Genomic DNA, 16,722 nt, shown 5'->3' with positions numbered 1-16,722 from the left:
CGGCTGCTCGGCGGGCGGAGGCGGCAGTGATGCCACCCCCGGCATCACGCCGGCCTCCGCCCGCGCGTCAGTCGTCCGACGACGGTCCGGCGAGCTGTTCGGCGAGCTCGCGCTCGCTCTCCTCCGAGAGCGTGGTCTTGAGCACCGTTCCGCCGAAGCGTCCCATGGCTTCGGCGAACCTGTCCTCGCTGAGCTCGGACGCCATGACGACGACAGCCGCCGTGCCGGGCCGGAGCAGTTCCTGCACCTTGCCACGGAACCTGCTGTCGACACCCATCTGGTTCAACTTGCCGATGAGGCCGCCGACGGCGGCTCCCACCACGCCCATGGCCGGCGTCAGGATCACCATGCCGAAGACCATGCCCCAGAGGGCGCCGGCCGTGGCCGAGATGGCCACCTCCTCGCTTCTGGCCGGCGTGTCGACATGCGTCCTGCCGTCCGCGTCCACCGATACGACGGCCAGCCCGTTGAACTTCAGGACCTGCTCGTCGCGCAGTTCCTGCACGGCCGCGAACGCCTTGTCGGCGACCGCCTTGTCCTCGTATCCGATCACGATCAGCTCGGACATACAGGTTCTCCTTCTGTCTTGAGGGGGGACGGCGGCAGTCGTGGTCGCGACTACGGCTCCTGAGGGCCGGCGAGCTGTTCGGCCAGCTCCTGCTCGTCCTCGTCACTGAGCGAGGTCTTCAGGACGGTGCCTCCGTGCCGTCGCATCGCCGCCGTGAACTTGTCGTCGGTGACTTTCGACGCCATGATCACGACCGCTGCGGTGCCGGGTCTGAGAAGGTCCCCCACCTGCTGACGGAACCGGTCGTCGACGCCGGATTTGCTGAGCTTGCCGACGATCCCGCCGAGCGCCGCCCCGGTCAGCAGTCCGACCCCGGGTACGAGGAACAGGATCCCGAAGATCGCGCCCCAGAGCGCCCCGGAGGCGGCGGAGACGCCGACGATGCGGCTGGAGGTGTCGACGTGCGTCCGACCCTCGTCGTCCACCGCGACAACCGCCAGGCCGTTGAGGTGGACGACATAGTCCCGCTGGAGTTCCTGCACGGTGGCGAACGCCTGCTCGGCCACGTCGGGATCGTCGTATCCGATGACGAAGAGCTCAGCCACTTCCGCCTCCTCGAATGGGCGGCCCTCACGTGACACCTCTGCCAGGGCCCACAAAGCGTCATCTTGTCCCGATATGCCGAGGGTCGCGACCCGATGAACCCATCCCAGCTATCTAGAGGCGCAGTGGATCGCAGCCCCCGAACGGTGGAGCAGCGCGCCTGAGGTGGCCGTACCGGTCCACCGTGACCTCGATCGGGCGACGAGGCGTGCAAATCGGGCGACGAGGCGTGCAAGGGGAGCGCGACATGCGCTCTGTCGGCGTACGACGGGACGTGCGTACAATCCGAAAAATATGCGCTAACGGTTGAGCTGATCCTTTCAGAGCGAATGTCCGAGCGGTCCGGGGGAGGGACGTCGGGTCGCTCGACGGCAGCAGACGCGGAGCGGTGGCGCCGTTCCGGTGGGAGGGGTCCCTGATGCTCACCGATCGGTACCACAGACGCCTGTGGCGGAGGGTTCGCGCCCTCTCGGAAGGGCTCGAACTGCCGGACCCCTTCGACGCCGAGACCTTCCTGGCCCTCCTGGCCGAACGGCGTGGCCGTCCGATCGAGGTCCTGCCGGTCGCCGTGGACGCGGCGATGCCGTGCGGTCTGCTGGTGACGACCGACCACGCCGACTACATCCTGTGCACCCCAGGGACCAGTGCACTGCACCGGCAGCACATCCTCGTGCACGAGGCGGCCCACCTGCTCTGCGGGCACGATCGGTTGCCCACCCCCGAGACACCGGGCGTCAGCGCGCTGCTGCCCGGACTCTCCCCCGACCTGGTGCGCCGGGTCCTGGGCCGCACCGTGTACGCCGAGCCCGCCGAGCAGGAGGCAGAACTGCTCGCCTCTCTCATCATGCACCGCGTACTGAGGGAAGGACCCGTGCCGGGACGGGACCACGGACAGGCCGGAACCCTCGTCGGGGCCCCCTCCCGCCGCCCCGAGCGGCCCCGTGTCTGACCTGCTCGCGCACCTCCCGGCCGTCGCCGCGCTGTGGCTGGGCTGCTACGAACTGCGTCTGCTGCGCAACGGAAGCGACTCGCCCTTCGCGGTGCGCCACCTGTGCCGCTTCGGATTCTGCATGGCCGCGGCGATGACCCTGCTGATCGCTCCGACGATGTACCCGGAGTGGCTGGGGTCGTGGTTCCCGCAGCTGACCCACCTCCTGGGGCGCGAGCTGGAGATGGCCGCCCTCGCCTTCCTCCCGCTGGCCGTCATCGAGATCGGCCTGCCCCGGCCCCGACTGCTGACCGGACGGCTGCACATCCGCGTCACCCTTCCGGCCATCGCGCTGTGCGCGGTGCTGTTCCTCTCCTCCGGCGTACGCACCGGGCACGGCTCGCTTCTCGCGGAGGGGACCGGAGCGGTGCTCCTCGCCTCCAGCGACGCGGTCTTCACCGGCTACAGCCTGTGGTGCCTGGCCGTGTTCCTGGTCCCGGTGCACCGGTTCGCCCGGGGGCTGGGTCCGGGCGCGCTGCGCACGGGCCTGCGGCTGATCACGGCCAGTGTCGCGGTGGGCCTCGTCTGGGCCCTGTGGGGTGTGTCGTCGATCGTCACCATGGCCGTGGACAACCGGCAGAGCGCCGGGCTGGACCCGGTGGGCCGGATGCTCGGTCTGTGCTGTCTGGTGCTGGGCGTCCTGGGCGGCACCGCCGGGGGCTGGGTCTCCGCCACCACCTCCGTCGGGCGGTGGCTACGGGCCTACCGGACCTACCGTGCCCTGGAGCCGCTGTGGTCGGCGTTACGGGCCGTCTCCCCCGGGACGGCCCTGGACCTGGGGTGGCCGTCGGTGCGTCTGTTCGCCCTGCACCGGTCCGAGTTCGCCCTCTACCGCCGGGTGATCGAGATCCGGGACGGCTACCTGGAACTCCGCTCTTTCGTTCCCCCCGACGCCCGCGCACTGTCGGACGCGGCGCTGGCCCGGTTCCCCGTGCCGGCCGCGGGCCGCGCGGCGATGGCCGAGGCGGCGGTCATCGCCGCCGCGCTGGAGTCCGCCAGGATCGGCCGCGGCGCCTCCGGGGACCAGGACGTCGCGCTCGCCTACCCGGTCGACTGCTCGGTCGAGGAGGAGGCGGCGTGGCTGGTCCAGGTGGCCGAGGCGTTCACCGCGACCGGGCTGGTGGAGCACATGCGCCACCGGGTGGGGCGCTAGGGGGTGTTGACGCGGCCGGCCGTTCTCGACCGTCCAGCGGGCCGGACGCCGTCGTCCGGGTCTCGGACAGGGGTGCGTCACGGTGGGGCACGAGGGCCTGTCCGGTCGGTGCGGAGGTCGCCATCCACACCGAACCCGGGAGGCCCTCACCCGTTCAGGATTCCTCGGCCGAGACCTGCGTCACCCGTCCGCGCCCCCGGGACGGAACACCTGGGCCCTGTCGTCACAGTCCCGCCTGCGAAGGGATGAGCGTCGGTCCGGGCAGGGCGGGGAGGGACGGAGAAAAGGCCGTACGGAGGAACAGGGGCGGTTCCGGTGACGGGCGCAGGCCGGAGTGGTGCATCCAGCTCGCTATCTCCACTCGGGAGGAACAGCCCAGCTTCTTCATCGTGTCCCGGATGTGGTTGACCACGGTCCACTCCGAGATCGCCAGCCGGTGGGCGATCTGTCGGTTGCTCAGGCCGGCTGCCACCAGGCGCGAGACCTCGGTCTGACGCGGCGTCAGTGGATCGATCCGGGTTCGGGTGTCCGGGGGTAAGGGGCCCGTGGTCGTGGCGGCCGGAGGGGCGGGGGCCGGGACGAGGGAGGCCAGAAGGTCCGGGAGCGACACCTTGGAACCCTCGACCAGGGCACGGGAGAAGGCGGCCTCGCCCAGCAGCTCCCGCACCGGCTCCTCCAGTCGGGCCATGGCGAAGTCGGGGGTGCCCGCCTCCTCCGGGAACGCGCCGCGCCAGGTGTGGAAGGCGCCCAGACCGCGGGCGGTGCCGATGGCGCGTTCGACGACGTCGGGCAGGGCGGGACTGCCCAGCGTGGTGGCGATGGCGCCCAGGACGGCCGGCGGCCCCAGGGTGCGCAGGGTCGACAGGGCCCGCTCGCAGTAGTGCGCCGTGGCCTGCGTGCGTCCCTCCGCGGCCGCGAAGACGGCCAGGTGGAGCAGGGCGGCACCGGCGGCGAGCGTGTCGCGCCCCTGCTGGGCCGCGGCCAGCACCTCCAGTGCGGTGGCCGCCGCGGCCGCCGTGTCGCCGAGACGGAATCCCGCGAGTGCGGCCTCCAGCGACACGTAGCGGGCCTCGTGGCGGTCGCCGTCGGACCGGTGTCGGTCGGCCGCCTCCAGGAGCAGTGCGGCGCCGCGGCAGGGGTCGGTGGCCAGGACGCACAGGGCCCGCAGGCGCGTCACCCGCGCGGACAGCCCCGCGGCGCGGGCGGCATCCGGCGTGATCCGGTCCAGCAGGTCCGTGGCAGCCTCGGGCTGGCCCGCCAGGATGCCCGCCTCGCCGAGCAGCAGATCGACGCGGATCCGGTCGCGGTGGCCGGTCGCGGTCCACGACGGGTCGGGGCGGGGGCGCCATTCGGCCCAGGTGCTCCAGCCGCCCGTGGCCCACCAGTAGACGCGGATGCCGTCGACGAGGTCGAGCGCCTCACCGGTCCGCCCGTGGCGGAGCAGCGTCTCCAGTGCCGTACGGAGATTGCGTTCCTCGCTCCAGAAGGCGATCAGGCCCGAGCGCTGGTGCCCCGAGACGATCCGGTCGGCGGCGGCGCGGGCCAGGGCCGCGTAGTAGCGGGCGTGCGCCAGCCGGGCCGCGGTGTCCTCGGGCGCCGGGAGCCGGTGCGCGGGTCCGTCCGGCGGCAGCCGCAGCCGGAACCGGGCCGTGCCGTCCAGACGGCCGGACGGCAGGGTGGAGGCGGTGAGCAGATGGCCGCGCAGCAGGGTCTCCAGCGCCGAGGAGAACTCCTCCGGCGCGAGGGCCGTGATGTGGCGCAGCGCCTCGGGGCCGAAGCCGCCGCTGAACACCTGGCAGTGGGCCAGCAGCCGGACCGGCGTCCCGCCGGCGGCCAGGGGAGGGACGCCGCGCGGATCACCACCGGGCGCCGCGGAGGAGTCGCCGTCCTCGGCGTGGACCGGGTCAGGGACGGTCCGGTCGCCCAGCGAGGCCCACGCCACCTCGGGGCTCTCCAGTGCGGCGACCCGCGCGGTGCGGCAGAGCGCGCCGGGGTTGCCGCCCACCTCGACGCAGGTCCGCGCGATGACCTGCTGGTTGTGCAGTTGCAGGGAGAACGCGGGATTGATCGTGCGCAGGCAGGCGAGGTACATCTGCACCGAGGGAACGCGCGCCAGTGCGCCGAGATCCAGTGCCGAGCAGTCGAGCGGCACGGGCAGCGGGTCCACGGGGAAGGGGACGAGCCCGTGGGCCGCGGGGGGCTGGCGGGCCGTGCCGAGAACCACGACGGACGCGACCGCGCAGGCCCGCAGCAGCCGGTGATGGTCCGAGCGGTCGAGGTCGTCGACGAGCAGGAGCGGCCGGGCCCCTCCCGGGTCCCGGCCGGCGGTGAGCTCGGCGAGAAGGTCGAGCGCGCTGTCCGCGGAGGGCTCGGCCGCGGTCTCCACGCGCACGACGGTGGCGCCGGTCGACGCTCGGTACGCGGCCGCCGCCTCGGCCGCGAGCCGCGTCTTGCCCGCACCCGGGACGCCGGTCAGCAGCACTCCGGGGGACGACGGATCGGTCAGCAGCGCCGACAGTGCGGCGATCTCGGCATCCCGTCCGACCATGTCGGCGGGGAACGCGGTGGGTGGGCGTGCGGCGGACGAGCGGGCGTTCTTCACAGATGAGGGCACGGGGATCGTCAAGGACGGCTCCGGGAGATGGACCCAGGCGGGTGGGGACAGCCAGGCGTTTCAGCTGAGATGAACAACCATTTCGCAGTTTTCATATCCGTTTACGACTTCAGCATGGCTGTCGACCCTGGGGGTGTCAACTACAGTGAAAATCAACGGATTTGCCTTCGCGTGTGTGGGTAAGCGTGCGGGAGGGCGGCGGCAGAAGGGAGGAGGCGGTGGCCGAAACGGAACCCACGCTGTCGTCACTGAGCCGCAGGATCGACGGACTCTTCCGGCTCGTCCGCAGGCCCGACGGCCTGCCGTTCAGCAACGAGGAGGTCGCCACCGCGTGCCGGGAGGCCACGGGGGTGTCCTTCTCGACCACGTACCTGTGGCAGTTGCGCACCGGGCGCAGGACCAATCCGACGAAGCGCCACCTGGAGGCCCTGGCCGACCACTTCGAAGTTCCGGTCTCCTACTTCTTCGACGACGAGCACGGTGCGAAGATCGCCGCGGAGATCGAACTCCTCGGCGCCCTGCGGGACGCCGGGGTGCGCAGTGTGGCACTGCGTGCGGTGGGGCTCTCCTCCGAGGCGCTCGGCACCGTCAGCGACCTCATCGACGTGATCGCCGTCCGTGAGGCGGCTGCCCGGCGTGCCCGGGGCGCGGGGGAGGACCCGCCTGCGGCGGAACCCCGCGACGACCGGGCCTGAGGGCCGACCGCACCGTGCGGGACGGCCCGTCCGAGCGACGGGCGTGTGCCGGGGCGGCACGGTCACTGCGGCCGCTCGGCGGGCCGGCGCAGGAAGAAGCCCGCGACGGAGCCCCGGACCCGGTCCCCGGCGTGCGGCTCCACCTTCTTGATCATGTGCGGTACGCCCGACCGCAGGACGACCAGCCGGTTGGGGCGCGGGGCGACGTAGTGCCCGACCCGCGAGGTGAGGTGGGCGCTCTGGTCGTCGGACCGCGCCCCGGGCGTTCCGCTGGAGACGAGCAGCTCGGCGCCCCAGGACGCCTGCCACTCGGGGTGCACATAGAGCACGAACGAGGCGGCCCGCTCGCCGGAGTCGTCGTGCCAGGCCAGTCCGGAGCCCTGCGGGTAGAGGAAGGGGCGGCAGCTGAAGGCGTGCCAGTCCGTTCCGAACCGCCCGGTCCACGGCTCGATGCGGGTTCCCTCCTCGGCCAGCTGCTTCACCACGACGTCGGTCGCACCGCCGGACGGGTGTCGAGCGTGGTCGGCGAAGCGTCCCGTGAAGTGGCCTTCAGGGTCGTTCAGCGTGCCGGGCCCGCTGAGGGGACTACCGTCCAGCAGCCCGTACACCTTGTTCCACGCCCCGTCCCGGCGCCCGTGCACGAAGTGGTAGTCCTCGGCGCGCAGTTGCTCCCACAGCGTGACTGCGGCCTCCGGGGCGAGGAAGTCGTCGAAGACGGCGAAGTCATCCGTGCTCCAGGTCAGTTCCATGGGTGTCCTCCGTGGATGGGGGCGTTACGTCAGGGAGAGGCGGGGTGCGAAGGCGGGGGCGGGGCCGGTCAGGCGACGGCGGTCCGGAGGTCCCCGGTGCCCGCCGGGACGGGTGGCTGTGCGGACGCCTCCCGGAGCAGCCGCTGCGTCATGCCCGCCGCCCGCGCGTCGCCCGAGCCCAGCACCAGCCGCAGCATCTCGGCCGCGGGCCCCGAACGCCCGTGCGCGAGGTGCACGGTGGCCACGTTGAGGGGGCGCAGCCAGTCCGGCTGCCGGGCCTCCTTCACCGGCCCCTCGTCGATGAAGGTCACTCCGGGGCAGTCGGACAGCCGGTCGGCGAGGTGGGCCGCCAGCTCCCGGGGCGGCATCGGCTCGCAGTACACCAGCGGTGTCAGCAGGTCGGCCGCGGGGACGGTGAGGGGTCCGGCGGCACCGCTCGGAGAGAGCGGCCCGTCCGCCCGGTACAGGTGCCGGGGGTCGAGAGGGGTGCGGGCCAGAGGCGTGTGCGGGTAGACCCGCAGCCCGCAGGAGTAGCCCACCGACACGCCCCGGTCGGCCAGCCGGCGGATGTGGCGGATCGCGTTCTCCAGGGTGGCGGCCGTCTCGCCGGGCTGGCCGAACAGCACCCCGATCTGCACGTCCATCCACTCCGGCCGGCGTCGCAGCAGCAGACCGAAGGTGTCCTCGACGTCGGACATCCGGTAGTTCTTGTGGTGCCCGCGCAGCATCCGGTCGTCGAAGGCGTCCACCGAGAAGCTCGGACGCACGCAGCGGGACCGGATCAGGGCGTCCATCAGCCGTTCGGAGAACGGCCTGATGTTGAAGTAGCCGTGCCAGCTGATCACTTCGCCGTGGCGGCTTCCGGCCAGTGCCTCGCACACCTCGGTCAGCGCCCCTTCGTAGGGGAGGTTGACCTCGGGGGCGGCCAGATGGAAGTGGGTCAGCCCGTACCGCTCGACGTAGTGTTCCGCCTCGGCGGCGACGGCCCGGGCGGGGCGCGCGTCCACCCTGCCGACGTTCAGCGGATCGACGCAGTACGAGCAGCGCAGCGGGCAGCCCGCGTGGCTGCGCAGCGCGGTGGGGATGCCCCGGGCCTTGGCGAACAGCACGTACTCCGGTGCGATCCGCGGCAGCGCGGTGGTGGGCCGGGACACCACGTCGGGCCGCGTCCGCAGGCCGGGCCCCAGGGCTCCGTCCGCGGTGCGCACCAGGCCGCCGGGGAGCGTGGACAGCGTCTCGGCGACCACCTGCCGCACGCCCCGTGTGCCGCCGTCGGCGACCACGCGCGCCAGCAGGGCGGTGAACGCGGCCTCACCGGGACCGGCGAGTCCGAAGTCCAGCCCGAGCCGGTCCATCACCTCCACCGGGCAGGAGGTGAACGCCGCGCCGCCCGCCACCACCGGCAGTCCGGGGTCCCAGGCGCGCAGCGTCGCGGTCAGCTCGGCGATGGGCGACAGGTAGTCCACCACGTCGATCCACCGCCCGTCCGCGCCGGCCGCCGTGTCGCAGGCGACCACGGCGTTGTCGATGTTGCGGATCGACAGGGCGACGAGGTCGGGCCGGACCCGGTCGAGCACCTCGGCCAACAGGCCGGTGTGGTCGAGCGATTCGAGGAACGGGTTGCACACGGACACCTCGACCGGAAGTCCGCTCTCGGTGACCGCGGCCCGCAGGATCTCCAGTCCGTACGGGCCGACCGGCAGGACCTGGTGGGGGTTGGCGTAGAGCAGGAGGACACGCACGGGCGGCTGCTTTCTCGGATTTCTCGGAGTTTCCTCGCGGGTACGGGTCGTGCGGTGACGGCTATGCCTGCGGGGCGCGCACGCCCAGGTCCTGCTTGGCCTCGATCGCCCGCCGGAGCGCGGTCAACGCCCGACCGGCCACCGGGAGGCCGGTACGGCGGGCGAGGACGGCGCTGCAGAGCAGCGGTGTGATCACCGCGCCGCTGCCGCGCACCGTGCCCAGATGGCGGACCACGGCGTCCAGGTGGGTCGCGGCCGGTTCCGGGTCGCCGGCCCGCAACGCCCGTACGGCGCGGGCCTGCAGGGCGACGGTGTACTCCGCCCAGGCCTCGGGCGGTGGAAGGGGAACCTCGTCGAGCGTGGGCCCGCCCCCCGCGCCGCCGGACCGTCCTTCACCGGACGCCTCCCGGGCCAGCTCGGCCTGGAGGCGGGACAGCGACGCCTGGCGGGCCATGCCGAGGGCGGCGCAGCGATCGCCCTGGGCGGTCCACCAGTCGGCCGCGGCACCCCAGTCGCCGGACCGGGCCGCCAGGACGGCACGCCAGCCCGCGATGGTCGCGGCCCCGGTGCCCTGGCCCAGATCGCGCAGCACCTCCTCGGCCTCGTCCATCGCGGAGTCGGCCGCCGCCCGGTCGCCGGACATGTGGCGCACCAGCGCCAGCGCGACACTGGTGGCCGAGCTCAGCAGCCGGGAGCCGGCGACCTCCTGATGCAGCCGCTCGCAGTCGGCGAGTGCGGCGGGGACCGGGGTGTCGCCGTTGACCAGGGCCATCGCCAGGTTGGCGTAGACCTCGGTCAGGCCCAGGCAGGTCCCGGCGCCGTCGGCCGACCGTTGTGCGGAGCGCAGCGCCCGCTCGGCGGCGGGGTGGTCGCCCGCCCGCAGGGACTGCAGCCCGGCGTACAGGTGTGCCCCGACCCGGGCCTCGGGCGCCGGGGAGGCGACCGCGGCGAGGTAGTGCGGATCGTCCGGTACGGCGGGCGCGTCGCCGGTCAGATAGGTGCGGGAGTACAGCGAGTTGAGGCGGGCGTGGATCCGGGCGGCCGGGGCGGCCCGGCCCGGGTCCGACAGCACGCGCTCGACGCGTGCGAGGGCGGCCTGCGGCATCCCCTGAGTGCCGAGGGCATACGCCTCCAGGACATCCAGGTCGTGGACCTGCGCGCCGTCCGGCTCCGCCAGTGCGCGGGCGCGCCCGGTGAGCGTCAGCACCAGTTCGGGGCGCCCACGGGACAGGGCGAAGCGGGCGGCGACGCCGAATGCGGCCACGGCGGACTCGGCGGCCCGGGCCGTCCGGTCGGATCCGGGCTCCACCCCGCGCAACGCGGTGTGCGCCGCCTCCCAGTGCCCGGCCAGCAACTCGGCGACAGCGGGGCGCCGTTCGGCCACCGGTTCCAGGGAGCGCGCGAGCCTGGCGTGTGCGTCGGCGGTCTCGGAGAGCGTCAGCCGCCGCAGGGCCACCTCGGCCACGACCGGAAAGGCCGGGGCCAGGCGGCCCTTGTGGGCGTCGGCGGACTCCACGAGACCGGCTTCGAGGAGGCACGCCGCGGCCGCGGCGACCCTGTCCGGGGCCATCAGGGCGCCCAGGTCCTCCAGGGACAGGTCCCGGCCGGCGGCGGCGAGCAGCACCAGGAGTTCCTGCGAGTCGGCGTCCAGCCGGTCCAGCCGGGCCCCGAGCGCGGCGTGCGCGCTGGGTGGCGCCCAGCCGTCGCCGGGCTCGGCGAAGCGGCTCAGGACGACCATCTGCTCGATGTACCGGGGGATGCCGCCAGCCCGTGAGGCGATCTCCTCGGCGGCGGAGTCGGGGGCGAGGAGGGCGGCAGGGGCCGAGCCGTCTCCAGGGGCCCCGGTGTCGGCGGACCGGGAGCGGTCGGCGGCGGCCGGGTCGTGCTGCGCCGTGAGCAGCCGGTGGGCCAGCCGCCGCGCGTCGGGCCGTACGAGTGGCGGCACGGTGAGCAGGTGATCCCCCCGGCCGGCCAGCGCCTCGGGGGCCGAGACCCCGACCAGCAGCACCACGACCGGCCGCCCCGGTGCGGCGGTCAGCTCGTCGAGCAGGTCGGCCAGTACCCCGGGGGTCCACTCGCTGTGCTCGACCACCAGAAGCAGGGGCCGCGCGCCCCGCAGGCGGTCCAGTGCCGCGGTGAGCGCACGGCCCAGCTCGCCGCGGTCCTGGGCCAGGGCCTGCTCGGCGCGCGTGGAGGCGCCGGTCAGCTGCACCGTCACGTCCACCCTGTCGTGGCCCTGCCGTGCGGCGTTCTCGATCTCCTCCAGGAACAGGCAGCAGGCCAGCAGGTCGAGTCCGGTCCCGGCGGGCGGGCAGCGCAGGACGGCTGTGGCCAGGCCGGCGCAGTGGTCGAGCGCCTCGGTGACCAGCCGGGACTTGCCCACCCCGGAGGGGCCCCCGACCAGGATCAGGGTCGGGTCGCCGGCAGCGGCGGCCGCGTCGATACGGGCGGCCAGCTCGCCGACCAGGTCGGCCCTTCCGACGGTGCCCGTGCCGGGGGCCTGGGTGCCCGCCGGACCGACGATCCAGGCCGGGACGGATCGGGCGAAGCCCTTGGCGGTGATCGGTTCGATCGCCCGCAGCGGGAAGTGGTCCTGCAGCTGGAGCCGGGTGGCCAGGTCCACGATCACCCCGTCGTCGGGGGCGTGTCCCTGGAGCCGGGCCGCCCGGTTGAGCACCGAGCCGATGACGAAGCTCGACGTCCGCCCGCTGACTGCGACATGACCGGAGGCGACCGCGCACCGCACCGGGAAGTCGCCCGCAAGGAGCTCGCCCAGGCCCCGCGCGTACTCGCCGGTGCGGTGCGCGATGGCGGTGGCGGCGGAGACGGCGGTGGCGGCGGCCGACTCGCCGTGCCCCTCGACGCCGAACACGGCGACGACCGCGTCGCCGATGAACTTCTCCACCTTGCCGCCGTACCCCTCCACCAGCGAGCCGACCAGGGAGAAGTAGCCGTCCAGGACGGCCGCCCACCGGTCGGGTTCGAGCGAGGTGGCCAGCCCGGTGGAGCCGACGACGTCGCAGAAGACGACGGAGACGAAGCGCAGGCCGCTGGCGGGAGTGGCGGGTAGGCCGATCTCCACTCCGCAGGCCATGCAGAAGCGGGCCGCCGACGGGTTGTCCGCACCGCAGCCGGTGCACCGGCTCGCGGTGGTTACGATGGGACCGGTGGGCTTGCTCATGCTGTCCTCCCCGTTCACTGAGCGGCAATCGGGTGGTTCACGACGCTTGCCCCGTCGTGAACCACCCGGTCTTTGCTACGGCCCAGACATCACCGGTCCGGGGCCGATCCCCTGACGAGACTCGGCACTACCAGAGGTAGCCGCCGCTGGGGTCGGAGAGCGAGTGGCCCTCGACGTCCGAACCCGCGGCCTCGACCCGGGCCTTGACGCTCAGCAGGACGTTGATCTCGTCCTCGGTGAGGGACTTGAGCACCGCCTGCTGGGCGTCGTTGGCGTCGGTCAGGGAGAAACCCGCTTCGGCCAGCTTGTCGATCTTGTCTGCCATGGTGATCTCCTCGGTTGACGAGCCCGCGCTCTTCCCGCGCGGGGCTCTGGTTTCCCGGTGCGGCGCACCGGAGTTCAGGGGGGCTGGGCCGGGTGTCGGCTCCTCGGCCGGGCCGGCACCGTCGTCCACGCCGGACGGCGGAGCGGTGGGCGGTACGCCGCCGAGCCGGACGGCGACCACGACAGCGGTGAGCAGGAGGGCGGCGCCCGCCAGCAGCAGGAGGCTTCCGAGCCCGATCCACGCGACCAGGGCGGCCGCCAGTGTGGGGGCCAGTACGTTCAGTACGGCCGGCACGGAATTCATGAGCGCCCATACCCGGCCGGTCAGTTCGACCGGCGTCTCGGAATGTACGACGCTGGGAAAAGTGACGAGAATTCCGGCGCTTGCGATTCCCAGAAGGAAAATTACACACAGCCAGATGGCGGAGTCAATACGCATTTCATGGGAAATGGCGAGTCCGATGCCGACGATGATGCAGCCGATCACCAGGACCGACCCCGCCATGGTCAGGAAAGGCCGAAGGCGCGCTGCGAAACGGCCCATGAGCAGCGAACCCGTGACCCCGCCCAATCCGACGGCGGACACCATGTAGCCGATGTAGGGCGTGCCCATTCCAAGTGCCGGCACGATCAGGGCGGCCATGGAGTCGTAAAGGAAGACGACGAACATCAGGCCGCACATGACGAACAGAAGGGAACGCAGAAGACGGGTTCCGAATACGTGCTGGAATCCTTCCCCCAGTTCCTTGAAATAGTGCAGATCCGCACTCCGGGAAGGTGACGACGTGGTGCGCAGGGCACGGGCGGCGATCACCCCGACGAGAAACGTGCACGCGTTGGCCGCGAACACCGCCCGGGGCGACATGAAGGCGACCAGCAGACCACCGAGCGCGGGCCCGAGGATCTTGACCGACTGCATCGCCGTCTGGAGCAGCACGGTGGCGGCCTGGACACCGTCGGGCGGCACCGAGACCCGCAACTGGATCTGGCCCGCGAGGCCGCCGACCGAGCCCAGCGCCGCACGGACCAGCACCAGCCCGGCCGCCCAGTACACCCCGGGAGCGACCACCAGGCCCAGGGTGAGCCCTGCCTGCACGAGGTCGGTGAGGATCAGCACCCGGCGCGACGGCCGGCGGTCCACCAGCACCGCCAGGAACGGGGTCGCGAGCAGCGGCAGCATGCTCGCGGCCACCACCAGGGCCAGATCGCCCGCGCCGCCGTGCCAGACCGTGGTGACCAGCACCAGCAGCGCCACCTGGTCCAGCCAGTCGCCCAGACCGGAGACCACCGTGCTCGTGTAGAGCAGCCGGAAGTCGCGGCCCGCCAGCGGGCCCGGAACCCGCACGCGGCTCATCCGGCCAGGGCCACCGGGGAGCGCCGGTGGACCCGGCTGAGCACGTCCTCCATCACCTCGATCAGCCCCCTCATGGAATGCAGCGCGCTCACACCGAGCAGTTCCTCCTGGGCCGGGTCGAGCGGCAGCCGGTCGATCAGCCGGTGCACGTCGTCGCGGTGCTGCACGTCCAGCTGGGCGTGCCGGGCGATGGTGCGGAACGATTCCTCCGGCAGCCCGGTCCGTGCCGCCAGGTCACCGGCCAGCCCGGGACCGGGCGGGTTGCCCTCCAGGACCGCGATGTGCCCCACGAGTGCCACCGGATGCACATGGCGCAGCCAGTAGTACTGCGAGCCGACCAGCGAGGCGATGGCCGCCCCCGGCAGCGTCGTGCGCAGCGTCTCGGGATCACCCCCGGCCACCACGTAGTCGTCGGCCACCCACTGGTCGTGCCCGTACTCCTCACGGATGTGCTTGGCCAGGTAGCGGCCCACCAGATCGGCCACCGGGTCGCCCTGACGGGCCGTGCACTGCTCGACGGCCGCCAGCATCAGCGGCACCGTGGCCCGGATCGTCCCGTGCAGCGTCTTGAGCCACTCCAGGTACACCTGGTCGCTGTGCGGATGGGTCCACATCTGCCGGGACGCGGCGTCCACCGCAGGCATCAGCAGCCCGATCTTGCGGCGCAGCGCCTGCGACCTCGTCTGCTCCTCCACCGTCAACCGCCTTCCCTCAGGGCCACGCCGAGTGCTGTCACGGAGTCCGCGGCCCGCCCCGAGCGGCCGGCGATGTCGTACGCCTTCCAGCAACCGCCGCAGACGTTCTCGAAGCGTTCCTCGCGCAGGGCCTCGAAGCCGGGCAGATCGGCCGCCGCCCCCGGGCCCAGACGCCCCATCACCCTCAGCAGCGGATCGTCCCGGAACCCGGTCAGCGCCTGCGCCACGCCCTCGGGCCGCCGGGTCGGGGCACGCAGCGCGGACGGCCCGTGACCGGTGATCAGCCCCTCGTTGCAACAGGGGATCACCACCCCGTCGTAGCGGACCGTCGGCGAGCCGAGCAGGGTGCACGCCGCCAACGCCCCCACCTCGTGTCGGCTCTGGATGGCGAAGACCCCCGAGCCCCGCCCGTACCGGAGGGGGGTGATCAGCTTGGTCTCGGCCTCGTCGGCCCACCGCGGGCCGAGCGCCTCCGACAGCAGCCCCTCGGCCACCCGCGCGCCGTCGCCCGTGTCCAGTTCCTGGACGACGATGCGGCAGCCGGCCCGGTGGGCCGCGCGCAGCGCGCCGACGAACCGGTGGCTCGACACACCGCCCTGGTGGAAGCCGTCCGTGCTCAGGAAGAGCGTGGAGATCCGCGGCAGCAGCCGCTCCACCCAGCCGGGCGCGGAGCCGCTCTCGCGCGCCCAGTACCCGCTGGTGAAGACGATGGTCTCCAGCCCGGCGTCGGCGAACGCCCCGATCGCGTACGGCAGCGCCCGCTGCTCGGCGAAGGGCTCGCCGCCGGAGACCGCCACCGACCGTAGGCCGGGCAGCGCGACGATGCCGGCGACGACGTCGTGGAACACCTCCCAGTCGGCGACCTTGCCGCCGTCCGCGCGGGCGTCCACCGAGCAGTGCGCACAGCCGACCGGGCACTGGTCGGTGATGTACAGCAGGACCGACTCACCGCGACGGTGGCGCATCGCCTCGGTGTCCGCCAGCGTGGGGCGGCTGCGGACCGCCTCGGTGTCAGCGCGCGTAGGACGGCTGTTCACGGTCCGCCTCCCATCCCAGGGACACCAGGCCGCCGTAGCGGCTGGAGCGGCGGTCCGAGAAGGCGGTCCCGTCCACCTGCTCGACCATGCGGCGGGCGGCGGCCTCCACCTGCTGCCCGGATTCGCTGCGCAGGTACTCCGTCACCCGCGCCTCGGCCGAAGCGTCTCCGGACAGCGCGACGCAGTTGCCGCACATGCCCTTGTCGCACGGTCCGTCCGAGAACCGGGCGGCCACGAAGCTGGGTCCGAGCACGCGCAGCGCCCGGTACAGCTCCCGGCGCAGGAACTTCTCGCGCAGCTCGGGCCACGACTCGCGGGACGCGTGGCCGAGGATCAGGTGCTCCGGCATGCGCCGCTCCACCAGGTCCTGGTTGCAGCAGGCGTAGACAGTGCCGTCGTAGGTGACCAGCGGCCAGGTGATCCGGTCGCACGGGTCGACGGGGGCGACCGGGACGCCTGAGGAGGGCGTGGGAGTCAGCCCGCCGAGCTGGCGGCCACGGCCGATCGGACTCAAGGTGCCCACCAGGATGGGTACCTGGTCGTCGAACTCGCGGCGCACATCGTCGATCAGGCCCTGGAGGTAGGGATCGTCGTCCCCCCGCCCGGTGAGCTGGAAGCTCACCTGCGGCACCATCTCGCGGATGCGGTGCATCGCCCGGAAGACGTCGGCCCGGCCGACCTCGCGTTCGTGGAACTCGTCGAGGCTGGCCGCGAAGTGGTCCACCTCGCGGATCGCCGCGGACACCGGGGCAGGCAGCCGCCGGCTCTCCCGGGCGAACCACATGCCCGACAGCACGTACGAACGGGTGCCCACGGACCGGGCGGTGCGCGCGAGGTCGGCGACGAGCGCGGCCCGCAGCAGCGCCTCACCGCCGGACATCAGCAGCAGGTCCGGTCGGGTCTCGTGCTCGAAGGACTCCACGAGCCGACGGAACGGCGTCTCGGGATGCTGCTCGCTGGTACTGGAGGAGTCGGTGGAGCAGTGGGCGCACGACAGCGGGCAGCGGCGGGTCAGGGCCAGATAGAGGCCGGCGGCGGGCTTGTTGCGGATGGCGCCGATTTCCAGCAGGTGCACGGAA

At 72.9% G+C, this 16,722-nt stretch carries 13 protein-coding genes; 3 read left to right on the top strand and 10 right to left on the bottom strand.

All coding sequences use genetic code 11. The features are described 5' to 3' along the window. Nucleotides 1–67: 67 nt before the first annotated feature. Together AC07AW_RS20840 and AC07AW_RS20835 are read right to left on the bottom strand one after the other, a co-directional pair. Nucleotides 68–568, bottom strand: coding sequence for a DUF1269 domain-containing protein (locus tag AC07AW_RS20840; RefSeq protein ID WP_392154810.1), 501 nt, complete (start codon nt 566–568; stop codon nt 68–70). A 50-nt stretch (nt 569–618) separates the two neighbouring features. After that, the gene (locus AC07AW_RS20835; RefSeq protein ID WP_478816971.1) at nt 619–1,113 is read right to left on the bottom strand and encodes a DUF1269 domain-containing protein; all 495 of its coding nucleotides are present in this window, start codon (nt 1,111–1,113) and stop codon (nt 619–621) included. A gap of 416 nt (nt 1,114–1,529) precedes the next feature. Here AC07AW_RS20835 and AC07AW_RS20830 point away from each other — a divergent pair, with 416 nt between their 5' ends. Together AC07AW_RS20830 and AC07AW_RS20825 are read left to right on the top strand one after the other, a co-directional pair. Then, complete coding sequence (locus tag AC07AW_RS20830; protein ID WP_478816970.1) at nt 1,530–2,060, top strand: ParH-like protein; 531 nt, start codon at nt 1,530–1,532, stop codon at nt 2,058–2,060. Then, complete coding sequence (locus AC07AW_RS20825) at nt 2,053–3,252, top strand: MAB_1171c family putative transporter (RefSeq protein WP_478816969.1); 1,200 nt, start codon at nt 2,053–2,055, stop codon at nt 3,250–3,252. The genes AC07AW_RS20830 and AC07AW_RS20825 overlap by 8 nt, the downstream gene beginning before the upstream one ends. A gap of 223 nt (nt 3,253–3,475) precedes the next feature. Here the strand turns inward: AC07AW_RS20825 and AC07AW_RS20820 are convergent, their stop codons facing one another. Further along, nucleotides 3,476–5,800 carry a LuxR C-terminal-related transcriptional regulator gene (locus tag AC07AW_RS20820; protein WP_478816968.1) on the bottom strand — a complete coding sequence of 775 codons (2,325 nt, stop codon included), beginning with the start codon at nt 5,798–5,800 and terminating at the stop codon, nt 3,476–3,478. A gap of 284 nt (nt 5,801–6,084) precedes the next feature. Between AC07AW_RS20820 and AC07AW_RS20815 the strand changes: the two genes are divergently transcribed. Continuing rightward, nucleotides 6,085–6,561 (top strand): helix-turn-helix domain-containing protein, encoded by a 477-nt coding sequence (locus AC07AW_RS20815; RefSeq protein ID WP_478816967.1) that lies wholly within the window; start codon nt 6,085–6,087, stop codon nt 6,559–6,561. Between the two features lie 62 nt (nt 6,562–6,623). On the opposite strand, the gene AC07AW_RS20810 is transcribed toward AC07AW_RS20815, so the two are convergent. The 7 genes from AC07AW_RS20810 to AC07AW_RS20780 all read right to left on the bottom strand — a co-directional run bounded on the left by AC07AW_RS20810 (nt 6,624) and on the right by AC07AW_RS20780 (nt 16,718). Continuing rightward, nucleotides 6,624–7,310: a 2OG-Fe(II) oxygenase gene (locus tag AC07AW_RS20810; RefSeq protein WP_478816966.1), complete on the bottom strand. Its 687-nt coding sequence runs from the start codon at nt 7,308–7,310 to the stop codon at nt 6,624–6,626. Between the two features lie 68 nt (nt 7,311–7,378). After that, complete coding sequence (locus tag AC07AW_RS20805; protein WP_478816965.1) at nt 7,379–9,052, bottom strand: B12-binding domain-containing radical SAM protein; 1,674 nt, start codon at nt 9,050–9,052, stop codon at nt 7,379–7,381. Nucleotides 9,053–9,113: 61 nt separating this feature from the next. Then, nucleotides 9,114–12,233, bottom strand: coding sequence for an AAA family ATPase (locus tag AC07AW_RS20800; protein ID WP_478816964.1), 3,120 nt, complete (start codon nt 12,231–12,233; stop codon nt 9,114–9,116). Between the two features lie 127 nt (nt 12,234–12,360). Next, nucleotides 12,361–13,911: an MFS transporter gene (locus AC07AW_RS20795; RefSeq protein WP_478816963.1), complete on the bottom strand. Its 1,551-nt coding sequence runs from the start codon at nt 13,909–13,911 to the stop codon at nt 12,361–12,363. Further along, entirely contained in the window at nt 13,908–14,606 is a 699-nt protein-coding gene (locus tag AC07AW_RS20790; RefSeq protein WP_478816962.1) for an iron-containing redox enzyme family protein, read from the bottom strand. The genes AC07AW_RS20795 and AC07AW_RS20790 overlap by 4 nt, the downstream gene beginning before the upstream one ends. A gap of 2 nt (nt 14,607–14,608) precedes the next feature. Beyond that, complete coding sequence (locus AC07AW_RS20785) at nt 14,609–15,643, bottom strand: hypothetical protein (protein WP_478816961.1); 1,035 nt, start codon at nt 15,641–15,643, stop codon at nt 14,609–14,611. Next, entirely contained in the window at nt 15,618–16,718 is a 1,101-nt protein-coding gene (locus AC07AW_RS20780) for a radical SAM/SPASM domain-containing protein (RefSeq protein WP_478816960.1), read from the bottom strand. Before AC07AW_RS20780 ends, AC07AW_RS20785 begins: the two co-directional genes overlap by 26 nt. Nucleotides 16,719–16,722: the final 4 nt, after the last annotated feature.

It is taken from the genome of Streptomyces sp. NPDC044003 (genome assembly GCF_056435185.1).
This window is presented reverse-complemented; position numbering and strand designations above follow the sequence as displayed.